The organism is Thiohalorhabdus denitrificans, assembly GCF_001399755.1.
In the GTDB taxonomy this organism is placed as follows: Bacteria; Pseudomonadota; Gammaproteobacteria; order Thiohalorhabdales; family Thiohalorhabdaceae; genus Thiohalorhabdus; species Thiohalorhabdus denitrificans.
In genome coordinates this window covers 1-20,597 of the sequence record NZ_LJCP01000009.1, presented here as the reverse complement: position 1 = coordinate 20,597, position 20,597 = coordinate 1, and the positions used below count along the sequence as shown (strand labels likewise).

At 69.5% G+C, this 20,597-nt stretch carries 20 protein-coding genes and 1 rRNA gene; 1 reads left to right on the top strand and 20 read right to left on the bottom strand.

Annotation, left to right across the window (positions count from 1 at the left end; translation table 11 throughout):
- The 5 genes from hybE to AN478_RS06210 all read right to left on the bottom strand — a co-directional run bounded on the left by hybE (nucleotide 1) and on the right by AN478_RS06210 (nucleotide 3,829).
- Entirely contained in the window at nucleotides 1–555 is a 555-nt protein-coding gene (gene hybE / locus AN478_RS06230) for a [NiFe]-hydrogenase assembly chaperone HybE (RefSeq protein ID WP_054965760.1), read from the bottom strand.
- A 21-nt stretch (nucleotides 556–576) separates the two neighbouring features.
- Entirely contained in the window at nucleotides 577–1,800 is a 1,224-nt protein-coding gene (locus tag AN478_RS06225; protein WP_054965759.1) for an NnrS family protein, read from the bottom strand.
- An 83-nt stretch (nucleotides 1,801–1,883) separates the two neighbouring features.
- On the bottom strand, nucleotides 1,884–2,609 hold the full coding sequence (gene dnaQ / locus AN478_RS06220) for a DNA polymerase III subunit epsilon (protein WP_317622994.1): 726 nt from the start codon (nucleotides 2,607–2,609) through the stop codon (nucleotides 1,884–1,886).
- A 10-nt stretch (nucleotides 2,610–2,619) separates the two neighbouring features.
- Nucleotides 2,620–3,075 carry a ribonuclease HI gene (gene rnhA / locus AN478_RS06215; protein WP_054965758.1) on the bottom strand — a complete coding sequence of 152 codons (456 nt, stop codon included), beginning with the start codon at nucleotides 3,073–3,075 and terminating at the stop codon, nucleotides 2,620–2,622.
- Nucleotides 3,053–3,829, bottom strand: coding sequence for a class I SAM-dependent methyltransferase (locus AN478_RS06210; protein ID WP_143004175.1), 777 nt, complete (start codon nucleotides 3,827–3,829; stop codon nucleotides 3,053–3,055). The genes rnhA and AN478_RS06210 overlap by 23 nt, the downstream gene beginning before the upstream one ends.
- Before the next feature lie 84 nt (nucleotides 3,830–3,913).
- Here AN478_RS06210 and gloB point away from each other — a divergent pair, with 84 nt between their 5' ends.
- Nucleotides 3,914–4,696, top strand: a complete 783-nt coding sequence (gene gloB / locus AN478_RS06205) for a hydroxyacylglutathione hydrolase (protein ID WP_054965756.1) — start codon at nucleotides 3,914–3,916, stop codon at nucleotides 4,694–4,696.
- Here the strand turns inward: gloB and AN478_RS06200 are convergent.
- From AN478_RS06200 to rrf, 15 genes are all read right to left on the bottom strand, one after another.
- Nucleotides 4,693–6,492, bottom strand: a complete 1,800-nt coding sequence (locus AN478_RS06200) for a PAS domain S-box protein (RefSeq protein ID WP_143004174.1) — start codon at nucleotides 6,490–6,492, stop codon at nucleotides 4,693–4,695. The genes gloB and AN478_RS06200 overlap by 4 nt on opposite strands.
- A gap of 229 nt (nucleotides 6,493–6,721) precedes the next feature.
- On the bottom strand, nucleotides 6,722–7,045 hold the full coding sequence (locus AN478_RS06195) for a DMT family transporter (protein WP_054965754.1): 324 nt from the start codon (nucleotides 7,043–7,045) through the stop codon (nucleotides 6,722–6,724).
- 334 nt (nucleotides 7,046–7,379) lie between these two features.
- Nucleotides 7,380–8,642 carry a M16 family metallopeptidase gene (locus AN478_RS06190; RefSeq protein ID WP_054965753.1) on the bottom strand — a complete coding sequence of 421 codons (1,263 nt, stop codon included), beginning with the start codon at nucleotides 8,640–8,642 and terminating at the stop codon, nucleotides 7,380–7,382.
- 52 nt (nucleotides 8,643–8,694) lie between these two features.
- Nucleotides 8,695–10,791, bottom strand: coding sequence for a polyribonucleotide nucleotidyltransferase (gene pnp / locus AN478_RS06185; protein ID WP_054965752.1), 2,097 nt, complete (start codon nucleotides 10,789–10,791; stop codon nucleotides 8,695–8,697).
- 17 nt (nucleotides 10,792–10,808) lie between these two features.
- Nucleotides 10,809–11,078: a 30S ribosomal protein S15 gene (gene rpsO / locus AN478_RS06180; RefSeq protein ID WP_054965751.1), complete on the bottom strand. Its 270-nt coding sequence runs from the start codon at nucleotides 11,076–11,078 to the stop codon at nucleotides 10,809–10,811.
- A gap of 154 nt (nucleotides 11,079–11,232) precedes the next feature.
- Nucleotides 11,233–12,123 (bottom strand): tRNA pseudouridine(55) synthase TruB, encoded by an 891-nt coding sequence (gene truB / locus AN478_RS06175; protein WP_054965750.1) that lies wholly within the window; start codon nucleotides 12,121–12,123, stop codon nucleotides 11,233–11,235.
- A 48-nt stretch (nucleotides 12,124–12,171) separates the two neighbouring features.
- Nucleotides 12,172–13,155 carry a DHH family phosphoesterase gene (locus AN478_RS06170; RefSeq protein WP_054965749.1) on the bottom strand — a complete coding sequence of 328 codons (984 nt, stop codon included), beginning with the start codon at nucleotides 13,153–13,155 and terminating at the stop codon, nucleotides 12,172–12,174.
- Nucleotides 13,145–13,519, bottom strand: coding sequence for a 30S ribosome-binding factor RbfA (gene rbfA / locus AN478_RS06165; protein ID WP_054965748.1), 375 nt, complete (start codon nucleotides 13,517–13,519; stop codon nucleotides 13,145–13,147). The genes AN478_RS06170 and rbfA overlap by 11 nt, the downstream gene beginning before the upstream one ends.
- 95 nt (nucleotides 13,520–13,614) lie before the next feature.
- On the bottom strand, nucleotides 13,615–16,146 hold the full coding sequence (gene infB / locus AN478_RS06160; protein WP_054965747.1) for a translation initiation factor IF-2: 2,532 nt from the start codon (nucleotides 16,144–16,146) through the stop codon (nucleotides 13,615–13,617).
- Entirely contained in the window at nucleotides 16,133–16,723 is a 591-nt protein-coding gene (locus AN478_RS13515) for a YlxR family protein (protein WP_074471454.1), read from the bottom strand. The genes infB and AN478_RS13515 overlap by 14 nt, the downstream gene beginning before the upstream one ends.
- Before the next feature lie 9 nt (nucleotides 16,724–16,732).
- Complete coding sequence (nusA, locus tag AN478_RS06150) at nucleotides 16,733–18,244, bottom strand: transcription termination factor NusA (protein ID WP_054965746.1); 1,512 nt, start codon at nucleotides 18,242–18,244, stop codon at nucleotides 16,733–16,735.
- A 44-nt stretch (nucleotides 18,245–18,288) separates the two neighbouring features.
- Nucleotides 18,289–18,747 carry a ribosome maturation factor RimP gene (locus AN478_RS06145; RefSeq protein ID WP_054965745.1) on the bottom strand — a complete coding sequence of 153 codons (459 nt, stop codon included), beginning with the start codon at nucleotides 18,745–18,747 and terminating at the stop codon, nucleotides 18,289–18,291.
- 139 nt (nucleotides 18,748–18,886) lie between these two features.
- Nucleotides 18,887–19,819: an amidohydrolase family protein gene (locus tag AN478_RS06140; protein WP_143004173.1), complete on the bottom strand. Its 933-nt coding sequence runs from the start codon at nucleotides 19,817–19,819 to the stop codon at nucleotides 18,887–18,889.
- Between the two features lie 14 nt (nucleotides 19,820–19,833).
- The gene (locus AN478_RS06135) at nucleotides 19,834–20,424 is read right to left on the bottom strand and encodes a hypothetical protein (protein ID WP_054965743.1); all 591 of its coding nucleotides are present in this window, start codon (nucleotides 20,422–20,424) and stop codon (nucleotides 19,834–19,836) included.
- An 89-nt stretch (nucleotides 20,425–20,513) separates the two neighbouring features.
- Nucleotides 20,514–20,597, bottom strand: a 5S ribosomal RNA gene (gene rrf, locus AN478_RS14885); the annotation flags it as partial.

Below are 20,597 nucleotides of genomic sequence, written 5' to 3'. Positions count from 1 at the left end.
CTACCGGCGGCCGAGCAGCCCCCGGAACAAATCCCGGCGGCTTACCCGGCGCGGCTCGGCAGGGGCGGACGCCCCCGCGGCCCCCCCCTGCCCGTCCCGGTGGGCGGCCCGTTCGCGCGCCCAGCCCAGGGCCTCCTCCGTGTCCTGAAAGGCCCCCATGCTGGGCAGCAGGGTTTCGGTCAAATGGTGGCCCACGCGGGGATCGTGGGCCACCTCCAGGGCGCGCACCGCCCCGTCGAAGACCAGCTCCACCTCGCAACCGGTGACCACCCGGCCGTCGTCCTCCACCTCCAGGCTCCCGGGCTCGGGCAGCCCGGACGGATGGGCGGGGTCCTGCGGCAGGTACACCCGCATGGCGGTCCAGGGGGTCACCAGCAGCACCCGGTGCCAGCCCTCGCGGGTCTCGGGGCCCTCCGCCCGCACCTCCAGGCGTTCGTTCAGGCGGGGGTTGCCGTAGGCCAGCAGCTCGAAGTGGATACCCTGGTAGGCGGCCTCCAGGCCGGCCACGGGGTCGGGGACGGGGTGGAAATCCCAGCGGGGTTCGACGTGGCTCATGGTGGCGCCGGCGTTGAGGGGTCAGGAATGCTCGGCCATGCGCGGCAGCAGCCGCACCAGCCAGATGGCGAAGGCCGCCAGCCACAGCCAGGCGGCCCAGTGCGTGGCCGCTATCATGCCGCCCTGCCCCGCCGGCGTCCAGAGGGGGGCGAGCAGGCGCGCGAGCACGGCGCCCTGCAGGAGCCAGAGGGCCGCCCGCAGGAGGCGCCCGGGATCCAGGGGCTGGCCGGCGTGGCCCAGGCTCACCCGGGTGCTGAACACCATCGCCAGGGAGGCCATGCCGCCCAGGCCGAGGGCGTGCACCCAGGCGCGCCCGGCGTCGGGCCAGGCCATCCCCCACGCCACCAGACCGCTCATGACCAGCCCCAGGACGAACCAAGCCACCGGCACCAGCTTGGCCCCCACCAGCCAGCGGCGCAGCGCGGTGGCGGGCGACCAGCGCCAGGCCTCCCGCGCCACCCAGGCCGCCAGGAAGAGGTCCACCGCCCCGCCCAACAGCCCCGGGACGGCACCAGGGACCCCGGCCAGGATCAGGCGTACTCCGATCCCCGCGGCCAGCACGGGCAGGAAGCGGGGGCCCTGGGCGCCCGTGTATTCGGGGATGGCGTTACGGGCGAACATGGGCAGCAGCCGGTGCAGCAGGGCCAGGGCGAGCCCGACCTCGGCGTAGAGCCCCGCCCGCACTGCCCACCCGTGGAGGGCGGCGTTACCCAGCCCCCAGGCGACGGCGTCGGTCAGGGCGGCGACGCCGGAAAGGCCGAGGGCGAGGATGGCGTAGCGGGGCTGATGGGGATTGCCGGCATCGGGCACCCAGCGGCCCAGTCCCAGCGCGGTCGCAAGGACCAGGAGCCCGCCCAGCGCCGCCGCCCCGGCCGCCAGGCCCGCCCAGCCACCCAGGGCCCCGAGCCAGATCCCGCCCTGGGCCACACCGAAGGCCACCAGCAGGGCGATCCAGCGGCGCGGCGGGATCTCGTCGGGGTGGCGGCATTGCCGCGGCAGGGCGGTAAGGATGAAGCCGAAGATGAAGAGCTGGAGGACCCCCCAGACCAGGGTATGGCCGTGCAGCCAGCCGGGGGGAATCGTCGGCGCGGGCACGCCCGGCCCCAGCCCCTGCAGGTACAGCAGCCACAGCCCCCAGCCCAGCATGACGATCAGGGCGTAGAGGGCGCCCGCGGGGAAGAACAGGCGGTAGGGCTCGCGCAGGAGGACGGGGCGCTCGGCTCGGGCGTCGGGGGATCGGGCCATGCTGATCCGGCTCCAGGTTTAGAATGGCTATCGGGGCACCGGATCAGGGTGCCGCCCGCCGGAGCCCCCTGCCTTGATGGCCGTCAACGGGCGCCGGAATCCTCCCGCTCCAGCCACAGGCATCCCCCCGAGGCCTCCTGGATTCGCTCCAGGAGCCGGCGATGGGCGTCCCACTCCTCGGCGGAGGGCTCCACCACCGGCAAGGGTTCGCGTTGGCCGGTTTCCTCGGGGGCCAGGAGCCGCTCGGCGGCGCTCGCCGGGGAGGGCTCCTCGGCGGCCAGGGCCAGATCCTCCTGGCCGCCGGTCATGGCGAGGAAGACATCCGCCAGGATCTCCGAGTCAAGCAGCGCCCCGTGCTTGTCCCGGCGGCTATTGTCCACCTCGTAGCGGCCGCACAGGGAGTCCAGGTCGTTCTTCTGGCCCGGATGCCGGTGGCGGGCCTCCTGGAGGGTGTCCAGGATCTGGCAGTGGTCCTCCAGGCGCGGCCAGCCGGCCCTCTGCAGCTCCATGTTCAGGAAGCCCACATCGAAGGGCGCGTTGTGGATCACCAGCTCCGTCCCGTCCAGGAACTCGAAGAGCTCCTGGGCCAGCTCGGCGAACACGGGGCAATCGGCCACATCGGCGTCGGTTATGCCGTGGATGGCCGTGGAGTCCTCGGGGATGGAGCGCTCGGGATTGACGTAGCGGTGGAACACCCGGCCGGTGCGCCGGCGTCCGGCGATCTCCACGCAGCCGATCTCGATGACCCGGTCGCCGTTCTGGGGGTCGAGGCCGGTGGTCTCGGTGTCGAGCACGATCTGACGCAGCATGGCCGGCTCCTTACTTTATCTTGCTCTGGGCCTCGTCGATGGCGCGGTTGGCCAGGCCGTCAGCGCGCTCGTTCTCCGCGTGGCCGCTATGGCCCCGGATCCAGTGGAAGGTGACGTCGTGCTTCTGCAGGAGGGCGTCCAGCTCTTCCCACAGGTCGCGGTTCTGCACCGGCTTCTTGCTGGCCGTCTTCCAGCCGCGCTTCTTCCAGTTCGCCATCCACTCCGTCACGCCCTTGCGTAGGTACTGGGAGTCGGTGGTCAGGTCCACCCGGCAGGGCCGCTTGAGCGCCTCCAGGCCGCGGATGGCGGCGGTGAGCTCCATGCGGTTGTTGGTGGTGTCGGGATCGTAGCCGTAGAGCTCCCGCTCCCGTCCCTTGTGGCGCAGCAGCGCCCCCCAGCCCCCGGGACCGGGGTTGCCGCGGCAGGCGCCATCGGTGAACAGCTCAACGGTATCGTCGCGGGCCATGCATCCTTTCCAAGGTGTAGGCGGGCAGCCCCCCGGGGCGGACCTGGTTCAGCTCCTCCCGGAAGGCGGGCCCGAGCAGGGTCAGCCCGGCCTCCTCCTTGCGGGCCTGGATGCACGCCACCCCGCCGAGGGGCAGGCGCTGCCTCTTGGGCAGCTGCTCCAGGACGCGCGTGGCCCGTAGGACCGCTTCCCGATCGACCGGGGGGCGGTAGAAGAGGTACCGGCTGCGCTCGTGGACGAGGCCCGTGGATTCTAGCATGCGTCGCACCATGAACCCGGGGTAGAAGCGCCCCGCCCACGGGGAGTTGGGGTGCGGCCAGCGGTGGAAGGAGCGGGCCACCCCGAACAGCGACAGCGGGTTGAACACCAGGACGATCAGCCGCCCGTTGGAGGCGAGCACTCGCTCCGCCTCCGCCAGGATCTGGTAGGGGGAACGGGAGAACTCCAGCGGGTGGACCAGAACCAGGAGGTCCATGCGGCCGCTGGGATAGGGCAGAGCCTCGGGGATCCCCCATACCAGGGTATCGGGCCGGGGGGTGGTCCCGGGGTCGCCGCCGAGCCCCTCGCCGCTGGCGGGCACCAGTAGGTTGGGGCGGCGGCTGCGCCGCCGCAGATGGTCGTAGATGGGGGCGTAGACCTGCGGGGCGATGGCGAGGGCGTCCTGCACGGGCGGCAGGTCGGCCAGCATCCGCCGGAGCAGGTCGGTCTCGGCCTCCATGAGGGACCGTCCAAGGGGACCATCGTGCCACGCCACCTTGGCCTCCGATTGACAGGTAGGGGGCCACCGGCAACCATTGTCGGGGATTTGCCCCGGTTTCCCAACCCGAGAGGAACGTTCATGGACACCCCCGTGGTCCTGATCCCTGCCCTACGGGACAACTACGTCGCCCTGCTGCACTCCCCCAACGGGCGCAACGTGGCCATCATCGACCCCGCCGAGGCGGAGCCGGTGATCCGCTACCTGAGGGAGCACGACCTGCAGCCGGTGGCCATCTTCAACACCCACCACCACCCCGATCACGTGGGCGGGAACCGGGAGCTGCAGAAGGCCTACGACCTGCCCGTCTACGGGGCCGCCGAGGACCGCGACCGCATCCCCGGCCTGACCCATCCCATGTACGACGGGGACCGGGTCACCCCCGCGGGCCTGGACCGCGCGGGGGTCCTGTGGGACATCCCCGGCCACACCCGCACCCACACCACCTTCGTCTTCCCCGACGACGAGCTGGTCTTCGCCGGGGACACGCTGTTCGTGGCCGGCTGCGGGCGGCTGTTCGAGGGCACCCCGGAGCAGATGGAAGCCAGCCTCTCCCGCCTCGCCGGCCTCCCCGACACCACGCGCGTCTATTGCGGCCACGAGTACACCCTGAAGAACCTGGAATTCGCCCGCGCCGTGGAGCCGGACAACCCGGACGTCGAGGAGAAGCTGCGGTGGGCGGAGGAGCAGCGCCAGCGGGGCCAGCCCACCTTGCCCTCCACCATCGGGGCGGAAAAGCGGACCAACCCCTTCCTGCGCGTTCGCGAGCGCGTCGTGCAGGAGGCCGCCCAGGCCCGGGGCGCCGCCGGAGACGATCCCGTGAGCGTCTTCGCCGCCATCCGGGAGTGGAAGGACCGCTTCTAGGTGCGCCGCGGCTCCGGTCCGGACGGAACGGGGCAGGAGAGGGCGTAGCAGCGGGCGCCGGAGCCGCGGGCGGCGTCGCGGGCCTCGTCCGCCCGGTGGAGCAGCTGATGGGCCTGCTCGCCGTGCTCCGGGGCGAGGGCGATGCCGACGCGGGCCCGGAGCTTGGGCGCGGGCTCCCCGTCCTCGCGGGTAACGGGCCGGGTCAGGCGCCGGATCAGCCGGCGGGCCAGGTCCTCCGCCATGTCCGGGCCCGGCAGGTTCTCCAGCAGGACGGCAAGCTCCCACTCCCCGGCCCGGGCCACCGTGTCCCCCGAACGCAGGGTCTCCCGCGCCCGGCGGGCGATCTCCGGCCAGACGTCCCGCTCCAGGGCCTTGCCAGCCGGGGCCCGTCCCCCCCTTTCCAGGCCCACGAGCAGCAGGGCCATTCGGTCCCGGCCGGGGGGCTCCCGGTGGCGATCCGCCAGGGCCCGGACGATCCGGTCATGGAGGAGGCCCAGATTGGGCAGCCCGGTCTCGGGATCGTGATGGGCCGGATACCTGGAAGGCGGGGACGCCCCCTCCCGCCCCTCGGGGCCGCCGAAGGCCCCGACATAGTGGGTGACCCGCCCCTGGTCGCTCCGGATGGGCGTAACCGTCAGGGGCGCCACAAACCCACCGCCGTCCTTCTCCAGGACCCAGAAGTCCCCCTGCCACCCATCCTGCTCGCGAACGCATCGGGCGATCCCCGGGAAGAGCTCCGTTCCCTGCCCCGCCACCCCGAGGAACCGGCTGTCCCGGCCCAGAACCTCCCCCTCCGCATAGCCCGTCATGGCCAGGAAGGCCCGGTTCACGCCCTCCACCTTGCCCCGCGCATCCAGCACCATCATGGCCCCGGGGGCGGCCTCCAGGACCGACGTAGCCAGACGCTGGTACTGCTCGGCGCGCTTGCGGTAGGAGATATCCCGCAGGACCAGCTGCCCCTGGGCCTCCCGGCTCTGGGGAAGAGGGGCCGCGATAACCTGGCACACCGATTCGCCCCGGCGGGCGTCACCCACACACTCGGCTTCCTGGTAGAGCCGGCGGGGGTAGCCGCCCGCCGCGATCCGTTCCAGGCGTCTCCCCAGGTCGGGGTCCTGGGGGCAGCGCAGGAACTCCGTCACCTCCCGCCCCTTTACCTCCATGAGCGAAGCGACCCCGAACAGCTCCATGGCCGCGGAATTGGCGAAGGTGATGCCGTGCTGGTTGTACAGCACCACCCCATCCGGCAGATTCTCCACCAGGTCGCGGAGGCCCTCCTGGCTGTCCTTGAGGGCGGAGGCGCTCCGCTGCCGGTGCACCGCGAATCGCAGCGTCCGGACCAGGACCTCGGCGTCCATGAGGCCCTTCTGGAGGTAGTCCTGGGCCCCGGCCTCCAGGGCCTCCTGCCCGGAGACCTCGCCAGGGGACTCGGTCAGGACCACCAGGGGCATCTCCGGGAAGGAACGCGACAGGATCTGGATGGATGGGAGACCGCGGCAATCGGGCAGGACCAGGTCCAGGACCACCACGTCGAAGGGCTGATAGCGCAACCGGGCCAAGGCCCCGGCCAGCCGGTCGCAGGTCTGCATCTGGATCCGGCCCCTCGGCCCCTCAGGCAGCATGGACCGGAGGATCCGAACCAGACCGGTGTCGTTGGAGATGAGGAGGAGCTTCAGGGGCGCGAACGGGGCGACGGGCTCCTTGCGCGTCCCCACGGGCGAGGCCAGAAGGCCCCCTTCCCGGCCCAGCCGGGGGACCTGCCTCGAGCCGTCGTCCCCGCTTCCGGACGGTGTCCACACCGCAACATCCTCCCGACAGCCCGGCAATCACGGGCCCGTGGCGTTCATCCCAGGGGGGGACTGGCCTCCCATCGGCTTGGGGGGACGATTCATTCCCGCGGTACCCGCCCCTGGGGGATTAGGATAGACGTAGCAGGTGCGGCGCGATGGGGGGAAGAAGAGTTCTCGAGGGCAATCAAGAAGGGGAGCGGCCCGAAGCAGGCGGGGAAGGGGCTGCCCGCCCGAGGGGTTAGCTCGTGGGACCGAGGTTCAGCCCCACCACCCCGAGGATGATGAGCCCGATGCTGGCGATCTTGAGGGGGGTCACCACCTCACGGAAAAAGACGAAGCCGATCACGGCGATCAGGGCCGTGCCCATCCCGGCCCACACGGCGTAGGCCACGCCGATCTCGATGCGCTTCACCGCCATCGCGAGGCAGACCAGGGACACCCCGTAGAGCACGAGCATCAGCAGCGTGGGCGTCAGCCGGGTCAGGCCGTCCGACAGCTTGAGGCAGGTGGTGCCCGCCACCTCCAGGACGATGGCCGCCACCAGGAAGCTCCAACCCTGCATACCAACTCCTTCCGGGGCCCATGACCGCTGGTTTCCGGTAACCCGCCCCCAGGCGGGGCAGGGTCCCAGCGACGGGGAATTGTACCCGGCATCCCCCCGTCCGTAGCCACCGGACCGATGGGGTCGGCTTTGTCCTTTTCGGGATGCAGGCGAGCCAGGGGCGGCCAGGGGGGAAGAGGGTCAGCAGGCTGGCCGCTTGGGATCCGATCCTGGGAGGCAGAGGACAGCCGGAAGGGGTGCGCCCGCATCGGACGAAGCCTCAGGCAGTGGAGCCGCGGCGGCCACCGTCACGGCCGGTACGGCAAGACCCAGGCGCGGATGCCCACCACCGCCCTTAGTACTCGTGGGGAAGCAGGACCATATCACGGTAGGTGGCCCAGTGATCCCGGAGCACCTCATGCACCGCGCGCATGTCCGCCGACTCCAGCGCGTCCAAGCGCTCCTCCCGGGGGATCAGGCGGCCATGGTAAAGGACGTCGCCCGCGGCCTGGGACAGGCGCTGCTCCAGGGTCTCCCCGCTGCGCAGCAGCCCCGACCGCAGACTGTGCCGGGCCCGCTCCACCTCGGGGGCCTCCAGGCCTTCCTCCACCACGCCCCGCAGGATGCCGTCCACCAGCTCCCCGGCCCGCTCCCGCTCCTCGGGCGGACAGGCCAGGTAGATCCCCCAGAGGCCGCAGTCGCGGAGGGTATCCAGCTCGGAATAGACCGCGTAGGCGAGCCCCCGCTCCTCGCGCAGCTCGCGGAACAACCGGGAGGTGACGGAGCCGCCGAGCACGTGGTTGGCCACTCCGGCGGCAAAGCGTGCCCCGTCGGTGCGCGCGGGGCCCGGGGCGGCCCGGCCCAGGTGGGCCTGCTCCACGTGGCCGTGCCGGAAGCTGCTGCCCGGGGCGAAGGCGGGGGGCGGGCTGGCGGGCCGCTCCCCCGCGGGCAGCGCGCCGAATTCGCGGGCACACTGCTCCACCACCGCCTCGGGATCCACATCCCCGGCCACGCCCACCAGGATGCGCCCCCCGGTGTAGTGGCGGCGGTGGAAATCAACCAGGGTCTCCCGGGTGGTGCCGCCGATCACCTCGGGCAGGCCCAGGATGGGCGCCCCCGCGGGGTGCCGGGGCCAGGCCTCCCCCACCAGCTCGTCGAACAGCCAGCCCTCGGGGTCCTCCCGAACCATGGCCGCCTCGGCCGCCACTACTTGACGTTCCCGGGCCAGCTCTTCCTCGGGGAACGTGGGGCGGGCGGTCATCTCCGCCAGCAGATGCAGGGCCTCGGGGGCGTCCTCGCGGAGCACCTCCACCGTGTAGGCGGTAAGCTCGCGGCCGGTCCAGGCATCCACCTCCGAGCCCATCCGGTCCATGGCCTCCGCCAGGTCCCGCACGGACCGCTCGCGGGTGCCCTTGAACAGCATATGCTCAAGGAGGTGCGCCAGTCCGCCCTCGCCCGGCCCCTCGTACCGGCTGCCGTTCTCCACCCAGACCCCAAGGGCCACAGCGGGGTGCCCGGGCTCCGGACGCACCACCACCCGGACCCCGTTGTCCAGGACATGGACGGGGTCCGATTCGGTGCGCTCAGGCTGCGCGCAGGGGAGCGGCGGTGGGCTCATCGGGGACCCGTGGGAGCGTTGCGGACGCGGCGGTCCCGGGAAGGCGGAAGGCTCAACCGGCGTCCAGGGCCTTCTTGGACAGGCGGATCCGGCCGCGGTTGTCGATCTCCAGGACCTTCACCCGGACCGTGTCGCCCTCGTTGAGGTAGTCGGTGACCTTCTCCACCCGCTCCGGGGCGATCTCGGAGATGTGCAGCAGGCCATCCGTGCCGGGCAGCAGGTTCACGAAGGCGCCGAAATCGGTGATGCGGACCACCTGGCCCTCGTAGATCTTGCCCTCTTCCACCTCCTCCACGGTCTTCTCGATCCGGCGCTTGGCCTCCTCGGCCCCGGCCGCGTCGGTGGAGGAGATATAGACCGTGCCGTCGTCGTCCAGGTCGATGTTGGTCCCGGTCTCCTCAGTGAGGGTGCGGATGTTCTTGCCGCCCGGGCCAATGATCTCCCGGATCTTCTCGGGCTTCACCTTCATGGTGATCATCCGCGGCGCGTGCTCGGAGAGCTCGGTGCGCGGACCGGTGATAACCCGGGCCATCTCGTTGAGGATATGCAGACGCCCCTCGCGGGCCTGTTCCAGGGCCTGGGCCATGATCTCCCGGGTGATCCCCGCGATCTTGATGTCCATCTGCAGGGCGGTGACGCCGTCCTGGGTGCCGGCCACCTTGAAGTCCATGTCGCCGAGGTGGTCCTCGTCGCCGAGGATGTCGGAGAGCACGGCAAAGCGGTCGTCCTCCTTCACCAGGCCCATGGCGATGCCCGCCACCGGGGCCTCGATGGGGCAGCCGGCGTCCATCAGGGCCAGGGAGGTGCCGCACACGGTGGCCATGGAGGAGCTGCCGTTGGACTCCAGGATCTCGGAGACCACCCGCAGGGTGTAGGGGAACGCCTCCTGGCTGGGAATCACCGCCTCCAGGGCGCGCTTGGCGAGCTTGCCATGGCCGATCTCACGCCGCTTGGGGGAGCCCATGAAACCGGTCTCGCCCGTACAGAAGGGGGGGAAGTTGTAGTGGAGCATGAAGCGCTCCCGGCTCTCCCCCTCCAAGGCGTCGATCACCTGGGCGTCCTGGCCGGAGCCCAGGGTGGCCACCACCAGGGCCTGCGTCTCGCCGCGGGTGAACACGGCCGAGCCGTGGGTGCGCGGAAGGACGTCGGTCTCCACGGTGATGGGGCGGATGTCGGTGAGGCTGCGGCCGTCGATGCGCGGCTCGCCGGCCAGCACATCCTCGCGGACGATGCGGCTCTCCAGGTCCTTGAACAGGTCCTTGATCTCACCAGCGCGGTCGGGATCCTCCTCCGGATCCACGCCCACGCCCTCGAAGAGCTTGTCCTTCGCCTGATCCACCGCCGCCTGCCGGTCCTGCTTCTCGCGAATGGCGTACGCGGCGCGCAGGTCGGCCTCTACCGCCTCGCGGACCCGCTCCACCAGCTCGGCGTCCGGCTCGGGCTCCTGCCACTCCCAGCGGGGCTTACCGGCCTTGGCCGTCAGATCGTTGATGGCCTCGATCACCGGCTGCATCTTCTCGTGGCCGAACAGCACGGCGTCGAGCATGGTCTGTTCGGAGAGCCGGTTGGCCTCCGATTCCACCATGAGGACGGCCTCGCTGGTGCCTGCCACCACCAGATCCAGATCGGACTCCTCCAGCTGGGCGAAGGTGGGGTTGAGGACGTACTCGCCGTCCACATACCCCACACGAGCCCCGCCAATGGGCCCCTCGAAGGGGACGCCGGAGATGGACAGGGCCGCCGAGGCGCCAACCATGGCCGGTATGTCGGGGTCGTTCTCCCCGTCCGCCGACAGCACCGTGGCCACGATCTGGGTCTCGTTGAGGAAGGAGTCCGGGAACAGGGGCCGTATGGGTCGGTCGATCAGTCGGCAGGTCAGGGCCTCCTTCTCGGAGGGACGGCCCTCGCGCTTAAAAAAGCCGCCGGGGATCTTCCCGGCGGCAAAGGTGCGCTCCTGGTAGTTCACCGTCAGGGGGAAGAAGGCCTGGCCCGGCTTGGCCTCCTTCCGGGCCACCGCAGTGACCAGCACCACGGTGTCGCCGAGACTGACGGTAACGGCCCCGTCCGCCTGCCGGGCACGGTTCCCCGTCTCCAGCGTAAGCGGTTGCCCGCCGTATTCGAGCTCTACCTTGTGGACTTCTAGCGGCAAAGGGGCCTCCTGAGGGGTTACTTGCGGATACCGAGGCGCTGGATCACGGCGCGATAGCGGTTGACGTCCTTGCCCTTCAGGTAGTCGAGCAGCTTGCGACGCTTGCCCACCATCTTCAGCAGCCCGCGGCGGCTGTGGTGGTCGTGCTTGTGATCCTTCAGGTGCTCGGTCAGCTCGGTGATCCGGGTGGTCAGCAGCGCGATCTGGACCTCCGGGGAGCCGGTGTCGTTCTCGTGCTGCTTGAATTCGCTGATGACGTCGTTCTTTTGCTCGGCGGTCATGGTCATGCCGCTATAACCCCTCGGTTGCAATCCATTCCGTCCAGACCCTCCGCGGATCCGGCGCGGCGGAGAAAACTTCAAGGCCCCGGTAACGGGCACCGGGGCAAGAAGGCCTAATTCTAGCCTTCCCGGCCCTGTCGGAGCAAGGCAAAAGCCCGCTTCAGGACAGGTGGAACAGGCGCTTGGGCGCCACCCGGCCGTCCGCCAGGGTGGCGCCGACCCCTAGGAACCGCCCGGAGTCGTCGTAGAGGCGCAGGAACTGCCCTTCCGGGGCCTTGGGCACCATCACCGGCTGGCCCTGGAGCAGGTAGTAGGCGGCGGTCTCCCCCAACTCCACGGCGGGGAAGTCGGTCAGGGCCGCATCCACGGAAAGGACCCGGGCCCTACGCTCCTCGCCCTCTTCCGCCTCCAGGGTCTCCAGGGAGACGGCGTCCTCCACGCGGAAGGGCCCGGAAGCGGTCCGGCGCAGCTCCGACAGGTAGGCGAAGCAGCCCAGGGCCCGGCCGATGTCCGTGGCCAGGGTGCGGATGTAGGTGCCCTTGGAGCAGTGGATATTCAGCTCCAGGCGGTCCCCGGAGAAAGACAGCAGATTCAGCTCGTGGATGGCCACGTTCCGGGACTCGGGCTTCTCCACCTCCTCGCCGCGGCGCGCCTTCTTGTAGAGGGGCTCGCCGCCCTGCTTGATGGCGGAATAGATGGAAGGCACCTGCTCGATCTCGCCGGTGAACCGCTCCAGCACCTCGCGCACCTGCTCCTCGGTGAGGTCCACGGGGGCGGTCTCCACCACCTCGCCCTCGGCGTCGCCGGTGGCCGTCTCCTGGCCCAGCTGGAGCACGGTCCAGTACCGCTTGTCCGCCTCCAGGAGGAACTTGGAGACCTTGGTCCCCTCGCCGAAGCACAGGGGCAACAGCCCCGTGGCCATGGGGTCCAGGCTGCCGGTATGGCCGGCCTTGCGAGCCTTGAGGAGCTTCTTGGCTTTCTGCAGCGCGGCGTTGGAGGACAGTCCCCGGGGCTTGTCCAGCAACAGGATCCCGTTGACGGCTTCGCTCATAAGACGGTTTTCATCCTGATCGGAGTTGACTAATACGGCGGGTGGCGCCTACTCGGCCCGGTTGAGCTCTTCCTGGATGGCCGCCACCAGGCGGTCCCGCGCCTGCTCCAGAGGCAGATCCAGCCGGCATCCCGCCGCCCGGGCGTGCCCGCCCCCGCCGAATTGCTCGGCCACGCGCGACACGTCCACCTGCTTCTTGGAGCGTAGGCTCGCCTTGTAGCCGTCCTCCTCGAGGGTGGGGCGCAGCAGCACCGCGACCTCCACGCCAGCCACCGAGCGCGGCAGCTCCACCAGGCCCTCGGCGTCGTCCGGGCTGGCGTCGGCCCGCTCGTACGCTCCGGGATCCAGGGGGATGATGCCGATGCGGCCGTCGCCGTGGAATTCCGTGAGGCGCAGGGCCTCGCCCATCATGCGCAGACGGGAGGCCGGATTGTTCTCGTGCAGGGCGTGATGCACCGTGTACGGCACGGCCCCCGCCCGCACCAGCTCCGTGGCCACCTCGAAGGTGGCAACATCGGTGTTGCTGTAGCGGAAGAAGCCGGTGTCGGTGGCGATGGCGGTGTACAGGCACAACGCGGCGTCGGCGCCGATGGGGGCCCCCACCTCTTCCAGCATCTGGAAGGCCAGCAGCCCCGTGGCCGAGGCCTGGGGGACCACCACGTTCAGATCCCCGTAGCGCTCGTTGGACTGGTGGTGATCGAGGTTAATCACCGTACCGAAGCGCCCGCGGTTGCCGGGGGCGTCGCCCAGGCGCTCCCAGTCACCGCAGTCGAGGGTCAGCAGCACGTCCCAGTGGCTGTCGTCCCCGGGGCCGGTGCGCACGAAGTCGCCGGCCGGGAGGAAGGACAGGTAGGCGGGCACGGGGTCGGCCATGCCCAGCAGCGCCTGCTTGCCCATGCCGGCGAGCCCCCGCGCCAGGCCCAGACCGGAACCGATGCCGTCGCCGTCGGGGCTGACATGGGTGGAAAGCAGCACGCTGTCGGCCTGGGCGATGCGGGCCGCCGCCTCGGCCAGGCTCACCTCATTCGCCATCGGATTCCCCGTCGTGGAGCGAACGGAGCAGGCGGTTCATGCGGTCGCCCTGCTCCAGGGAGTCGTCGTACGCAAAGTACAGGTGCGGGATGGCCCGCAGGGTGAGGCGCCGCCCCAGCTGATGCTGCAGGTAACCGCCGGCCCGCTCCAGGCTCTCCTGCACCTCTTCGCGGTGGGCATCGGCCTCCGTGCCGGGCATGCAGGAGTAGTGGACCCGGGCGGACTTCAGGTCCGGGGCCACATCCACCTTGAGGATGCTTACCCAGGCCAGCCGCTCGTCCCGCAGCTCGTTCTGCACCAGGGAGCCGAGCTCCTGCTGGATGAGCTCGCCAACACGCCGGGTTCGGGAGGTTTCTTGGCTCAACGCTCCATCCTTCGGCCGCCCTCCCCGCCTGCCGGAGGGGCGGACCAATACCGTGTGGTGTCGATCGCGGCCCGGAGCCCCGTCGGATCGGGGGCTCAGTCGAGCGTCCGGGCGGTCTCCCGGGACTCGTAGCACTCCAGGACGTCACCCAGCTTCAGATCGTTGAAGTCCTTGATGCCCATGCCGCATTCGTAGCCCTCGCGCACCTCCTTGACGTCGTCCTTGAAGCGCTTGAGGGAGTCGAGCTGACCGTTGTAGATCACCACATTGTCCCGGAGGACCCGCACCTTGGCGTTGCGGGTCACGTGGCCCTCCACCACCTGGCAGCCGGCCACCGTGCCCATCTTGGGCACCCGGAACAGGTCGCGCACCTCGGCCCGGCCGGTGACCTCCTCGGTGACCTCCGGTTCCAGCAGCCCCTCCAGAGCGGCCTTCACCTGGTCCACCGCCTCGTAGATGACGCTGAAGTAACGCACATCGATGCCGTTCTGCTCGATCAGGCGCCGGGCGGATGCCTCCGCCCGCACGTTGAAGCCGATGATAATGGCGTCCGAGGCCAGAGCGAGGTTCACGTCGGATTCGTTGATACCGCCCACCTGGGCGTGGATGACCTTGACCCGGACCTCGTCGTTGGAGAGCTTCTCCAAAGATTCGCGCAAGGCCTCCACGGACCCCTGCACGTCGGCCTTGAGCAGGATCGGCAGCTCGGCCACCTCGCCCTGCTGCATCTGCTCGAACATGCCCTCGAGCTTGGCCCGCTTGTTGGCGGCGATCTGCTGCTCCTTGGCGCGCTGGTGGCGCATCTCGGAGATCTCGCGCGCCTTGCGCTCCTCGGTCACCACCTGGGCGTCATCGCCCGCCTCGGGCACGCCGGAGAGGCCGAGCACCTCCACGGGCATGGACGGCCCGGCGGACTCCACGTTCTCTCCGTACTCGTTCACCAGGGCCCGCACGCGGCCGTACTCCGGGCCGGCCAGGAGGACATCCCCCTGCTGGAGCAGGCCTTCACGCACGAGGATGGTGGCCACCGGGCCCCGGCCACGGTCCAGCTTGGACTCGATGACGATGCCCTGGGCCGGCCCTTCGGCCACCGCCTGCAGCTCCAGCATCTCCGACTGCAGGCCCACCATCTCCAGCAGGTTGTCGATATTGTCGCCGTTCTTGGCGGAGACGTTGACGTAGACCGTCTCGCCGCCCCAGTCCTCGGGGATCAGATCGTGCTGGGAGAGCTCCTGCTTGACCTTTTCCGGCTCGGCCTCGGGCAGGTCGCACTTGTTCACCGCCACCACGATGGGCACCCCCGCCGCCTTGGCGTGGTCGATGGCCTCCATGGTCTGCGGCTTGATGCCGTCATCGGCCGCCACCACCAGGATCACCAGGTCGGTGACCTGGGCGCCGCGGGCACGCATGGCCGTGAAGGCCTCGTGGCCCGGGGTGTCCAGGAAGACCAGGGTGCCGCTGTCCGTGTCCACGTGGTAGGCGCCGATGTGCTGGGTGATGCCGCCCGCCTCGCCCGCGGCCACCTTGGCCCGGCGGATGTAGTCCAGCAGGCTGGTCTTGCCGTGGTCCACGTGGCCCATGACGGTGACCACCGGCGGCCGGCCACGGGCCTCGCCCTGGGGCTTCTCGGTGGCCAGTGCCTCCTCTTCCAGGGCCTCTTCGGAGACGTGCTTGACCTTGTGCCCCAGCTCCTCCACCACCAGCGTGGCGGTGTCCGAGTCCAGGGTGTCGTTCTTGGTCACCATCACGCCCATCTTGAAGAGCTGCTTGATGAGCTCCGCCGATTTCATGGCCAGCCGGTTGGAGAGCTCGTCCACGGAGATGGTGCCGGGGACGGCCACCTCGCGGACCTGCGGCTCGGGCCGCTCGAAGCCGCGGCGATCCTCGCGCTTGCGGCTGTCCCGCTTGGCGCGCTTCTCGCGCTTCTTGCGCTGCTTCTTGGACTCGAGCCCCTCCTCGGCCTCCTCCTTGGGGTGACCCTCCTCCTCGTAGGCCTCCTTGCGGCCCTTTTTGCCCTTGGCCTTCTCCGGGGCGGGCGCTTCCTGGGGCGCGGGCTGCTCCGCGGCGGGCTCCGCCGGCTGGGCCGGTGCTTCCTCGGCGGGGGCCGCCGGGCCCTGCTCCGCCGGGGCGGCCTCTTCCTCGGTCGGGGCCTCCTCGGCCGCGGCTTCGGCCTCGGCCTCTTCGGGCGCGGCGGGGGCCTCCTGCTCCTCGGGAACGCCCGCGGGGCCGGCGCCCGCCCCTTCCATCTCCAGCTCGGCGGCTTCCGCCTCCACGGTCTCGGGCTCGCGCTCCTCCTCGCCCAGTTCCTCCTCGCGCCGGCGCTTCACGAAGGTGCGCTTCTTGCGGACCTCCACTTCCACCGTGCGGGAGCGCCCGTGGGAGAAGCTCTGCTTGACCTGTCGGCTGGAGCGCCGCTTCAGGGTGATCTTGCTGGGGGCCGGCTCTTCCTCCTCCTCGGCACCGCCGTGGCTCTTGCGCAGGTAGGCGAGCAGCTGCCGCTTGTCCTCGTCGTTGACGAACTGATCAGCGGAGTGCTTGTCCACTCCGGCGGCCCGTAACTGCTCGAGGAGCTTTTCGTCGGACGTCCCCATCTCGCGGGCGAATGTAGATACCTTAACCTTGCCCATCACCATTCTCCTCTCTCAGCCGATTCCAGCGCACCGCCAGAGCCTGAATCTTTTCCGCCATGGGGGGGTGGGTGACGGCAACCACCCCCACCTCCGCCGGCCCCAGGACGCGTCCCAGCTCCGCCTTGTCGGGACCCCGGTATACCCGTCTCCCGTCGGCCCGGCTGCTCATGTCGGTCAGTAATCGTTGGGCCGCGTCCGCGGCCACCAGTATCCAGTCCACTTGCCCTGCATCCAGGGCTTCCGTTACGCGCTCGCCCCCCCAGACCACGGCCCCCATCCGGTGGGCATGGCCCAGCTGTTCGTTCAGGAGGCGGCCCAGGCCCTCCAGGGCCTGGGTGCGCAGCTCTTCGGCGGAGAGTGACGGCGCCCCGCAGCCGAGGGCCCGGCCAATCCCCTTGGGCCGGAGCCCCTTCCGCAGGCATTCCATGCGGGGGCACAGATAGGCCCCGCGGCCGGGCAGCTTTTCCCGAAGATCCAGAGTCGGAGCCCCATCGGGCCCGCTGACAAAGCGCAGCAGCTCATCCTTCGGATGAGTCTGCCGACAGGCACAGCATTGGCGCTCCGGTCTCGCCATGCGGTTCGTTCAGCTCTCCGCTTGGCCGGAGGCCTGCTCGCCTCCTTCGAACCAGGGCCGGCGCGCGGCCATGATAAGGTCATGGGCCTGCTGCTCGGTAATCCCGTCGATGTCGAGCAGCTCGTCCACCGCCGAATCGGCCAAGTCTTCCTGGGATTTCACCCCGCCGCTCACCAAGCGCCGGGCGGTGGCCTCGTCCATGCCCTCCACCTCCATGAGGGAGGGGTCCATCTCGGATTCGAGGCGCTCCTCCTCGGCGATGGCCTTGTTGAGCAGGGCATCGCGCGCCCGCGTGCGCAGCTCCTGGGCGACCTCCTCGTCGAACTCCTCGACGGAGGCGAGCTCCGACAGGGGCACGTAGGCGATCTCCTCGAGGCTGCTGAAGCCCTCCTCGGCGAGGATCCCGGCGACTTCCTCGTCGGCCTCCAGCTGCTCCATGAAGAGCTTCTGGTAGACCTCGAATTCCTTGTTCCGCTTCTCGCGCTCTTCCTCTTCCGTGAGGATGTCGATTTCCCAGCCGGTGAGCTGGCTGGCCAGGCGCACGTTCTGGCCGCCGCGGCCAATGGCCAGGGAAAGCTGGTCCTCGTTCACCACGACGTCGATGGTGTGCAGCTCCTCGTCCACCACCACCCGGCTGATCTCGGCCGGTGACAAGGCGTTGCAGACGAAGGTGGCCGGGTCGCCGGTGTGCTGGATGATGTCCACCCGCTCGCCGGCGAGCTCGTCCACCACCTTCTGCACCCGGGACCCGCGCAGGCCCACGCAGGCCCCCACCGGATCGATGCGGTCGTCGGAGGTGGAGACGGCGATCTTGGCCCGCGATCCGGGATCCCGGGCGGCGCCGCGGATCTGGATGATCCCCTCGGCGATCTCCGGCACCTCCAGCTCGAACAGGCGAACGATCAGCTGCGGGTGCGTGCGCGACAGGAACACCTGCGGCCCCGACTGGGTGCGCCGCACATCGTAGAGGTAGGCCCGCACCCGGTCCCCGGCGCGCAGATTTTCCCGGGGGATCTGCTCGTTGCGGGGCAGGATGGCCTCGGTCCGGTTGAGGTCGATGATGGCGTTGCCGCGCTCCATGCGCTTGATGACGCCCGTGATCAGCTCCCCGACCCGGTCCTCGTACTCCTCCACCACCATGTCCCGCTCGGCCTCGCGGACCTTCTGCAGGATCACCTGCTTGGCGGTCTGGGCCGCAATGCGCCCGAATTCGATGGGCGGCAGGTCCTCCTCGACGGTGCCGCCGACCTCCACCTCGGGGTCGCGCTCGCGGGCCTCGGACAGGTGCATCTCCTGCTCGGGCTCCTCGAGCTCTGCATCGTCAGGAACAACAGTCCAGTACCGGATGCTCCGGAAATCCCCGGTATCCTTGTCGATCTCCACCCGGATGGCCTTGTCCTGGCCGTATTTCTTTTTGGACACAGTGGTGAGGGCCGCCTCCATGGCCTGGAAGATGATGTCCTTGTCGACACCCTTCTGCCTGGCAACCGAATCAACCACCATCAGGATTTCGCTACTCATAGGCGGAGCATCCTCTCAATCCTGCCGAATCTGGTGTTACTGGCCTACAGATCCGCCACTAGGTGTGCCTTGGCGACCTGCTCCCGGGGAATGGCGGCCCGCCCCTCCGGGGTCTCCACGATCACCTGCTCTTCCTCCAGGCCGACCAGGGTGCCGGTAAAGCTCCGCTGCCCATCGATCGGCCCGAAGGTCTTGACCTTGACCTGTTCGCCGGCGAACCTTCGATAGTCGTCCGCCTTCCGGAGAGGCCGGTCCACACCGGGCGACGAGATCTCCAGGCTGTACTCCCCCGATATAGGGTCCTCCGCATCGAGGACCTCCTCCACCGCCTCGCTCACCGCGGCGCAATCATCCAGGGTTACGCCCGAGGGCGCATCGATGAACAGCCGCAGCACCCGGTTTCCCCCGCCACCGACCAGCTCGAGCTCAACCAGCTCGTAGCCCATGGCGTGGACCGTAGGCTCCAGCATGTCGATGAGCCCATCCCGCCCGGTTGCCGACATTTCCCGCCTCGGTCTTCTAAAATAAAAAAAAGCGGGTGCGCGACCCACTTTTCGGGATTGGCCGAACTCCATGGAATCCCGAATTCTATCATTAGATCCAGGGATTCCCAACCCTTGCCCATTGAGACCACCCCCGGCCCTATTGGTTCCTATCCCCCTCCAGGGCATGGGCATAGAACCGCTTGGCATTGGTCAGCCGGATCTTGCGCGCCAGATCCGGGGGCAGCTCGGCCAGCCAGGACCGATGGTAGTCGAGGAACTGGCCGACGCGCTCCCAGCCGGAATCGGCCTGATCCCACCGCATGCTCGATCCCGGCGGCCAGACCGGGTCCGAGCCGGTCATGAATCGATCGGGGAAGCGTTTGAACAAACGCACCCACGCCTCGTCCAGCCCCCCCTCCTTCCCGGCGAAGCGCCCGTACCGCCAGGGGTCTCGCGCGGAGAGCTCCGTCCACACGTTGGGACAGCTTCCCATGAGCTCCTCCACCTCCTCAGGTCCGAGGCGCGACCCCGCATGGGCCCATTGAAAACGGACCTCGGGGTTGGCCTCGCAGACGGGACGGAAATACTCGGAGTCGGAGGATTCGGCGTGGATCAGGACCGGCACGTCGAACTCGCGGGCCAGGTCCAGCAGCCCCTGGAAGACAGGGCTGTCCCAGGGGGGACCCACGCTGGCCACAAAATGGACTTCCCCGATGCCATGGAAACGTCCTGAGGCCAGCGCCTCCCGGGTGCGCCGAACCACCTCGTCATCCCGGAACCAGTCCATCCGGCCCCGATGGTGGATATAGGGGCTGAACAGGGCAATCACCGGGAAGTCGGCCGCCTCCTGGAGCTTCAACGCCCTGGGCGCGGGCACCCCCGAAACCACCCCCAGGGCCACATTGTTCGCCGCCAGCCTTTCCGCCGCCTCCCGGGGCGAGGTCACCTCCTCGTGGTCCCAGTTGTAGTGCAGGTGCACGTCAGCGAAGGGCGCCTCTTCCTTGGCGGAGGCACCACCAACGAGGGCGAGAGCACCGGCGACGAAGAGGACCGGCGGAAGGCCGGACGGAGCGGAAAAGAGCCTGGGCATAGCCCACCCCCGATTCAGAACAGCTGCAGAGGGGTCACCCGCTGATAGTCGTCTCCAGGCTCGAACCGGAACAGGTCTTCCTTCTGCGGGCCAACCCGGATATCGCGGAGCTCCTCGATCTTGCCGCTGGCGGAGCGGTCCTTAATGACCGTGTTCAGCTCCGCGTCGAACCACTGGGTCACCTCGCCGAATCGGGGGTGCGTGCATTTCCATTTCTGGGTTTCCCGCCCGTCCACCTGGCCGGAGCCGATGCGCTCGGAGTCCGGGAAACCCTGGCAGGGCTCATGGGCGAGGAGCCCGCCGAGGCGCGCCCCCTGCTCCCGGCTTGCGTCCACCGCGAATACCCGTTCCCTCTCCACAACCAGCCACCGCTTGGATTCTTCGGCGGGGGCGATCATGGTCACACCGCGGGGAGGGATCCCTTCGATCCGCTTCCCTTGGGGGGAGAGGTACACCTGAAGCTCCTGGGCCCCAGCCTTGTTGCCTTCCTGGTAATTCAGCGATTGGGCGGAGAACCCCGGGGAACCCCCGAGATCCTCCCCGGCGCAGGCGATGCCGGAGAGGACAACCCCGCTCAAGAGCAGCAGCCGTTTTCCCATGGCCATATGCCTACCTCCTTGCCCAAGGGTACCAATCGTTTTGGCGTATCCAATAAAAAAAGCCCCCGGGGCGTACCCGGGGGCTTATCGTAAATGCCTGGCGGTGACCTACTTTCGCACGGGGAGGCCCCGCACTATCATCGGCGCGCCGCGTTTTCACTGCCGAGTTCGGAATGGGA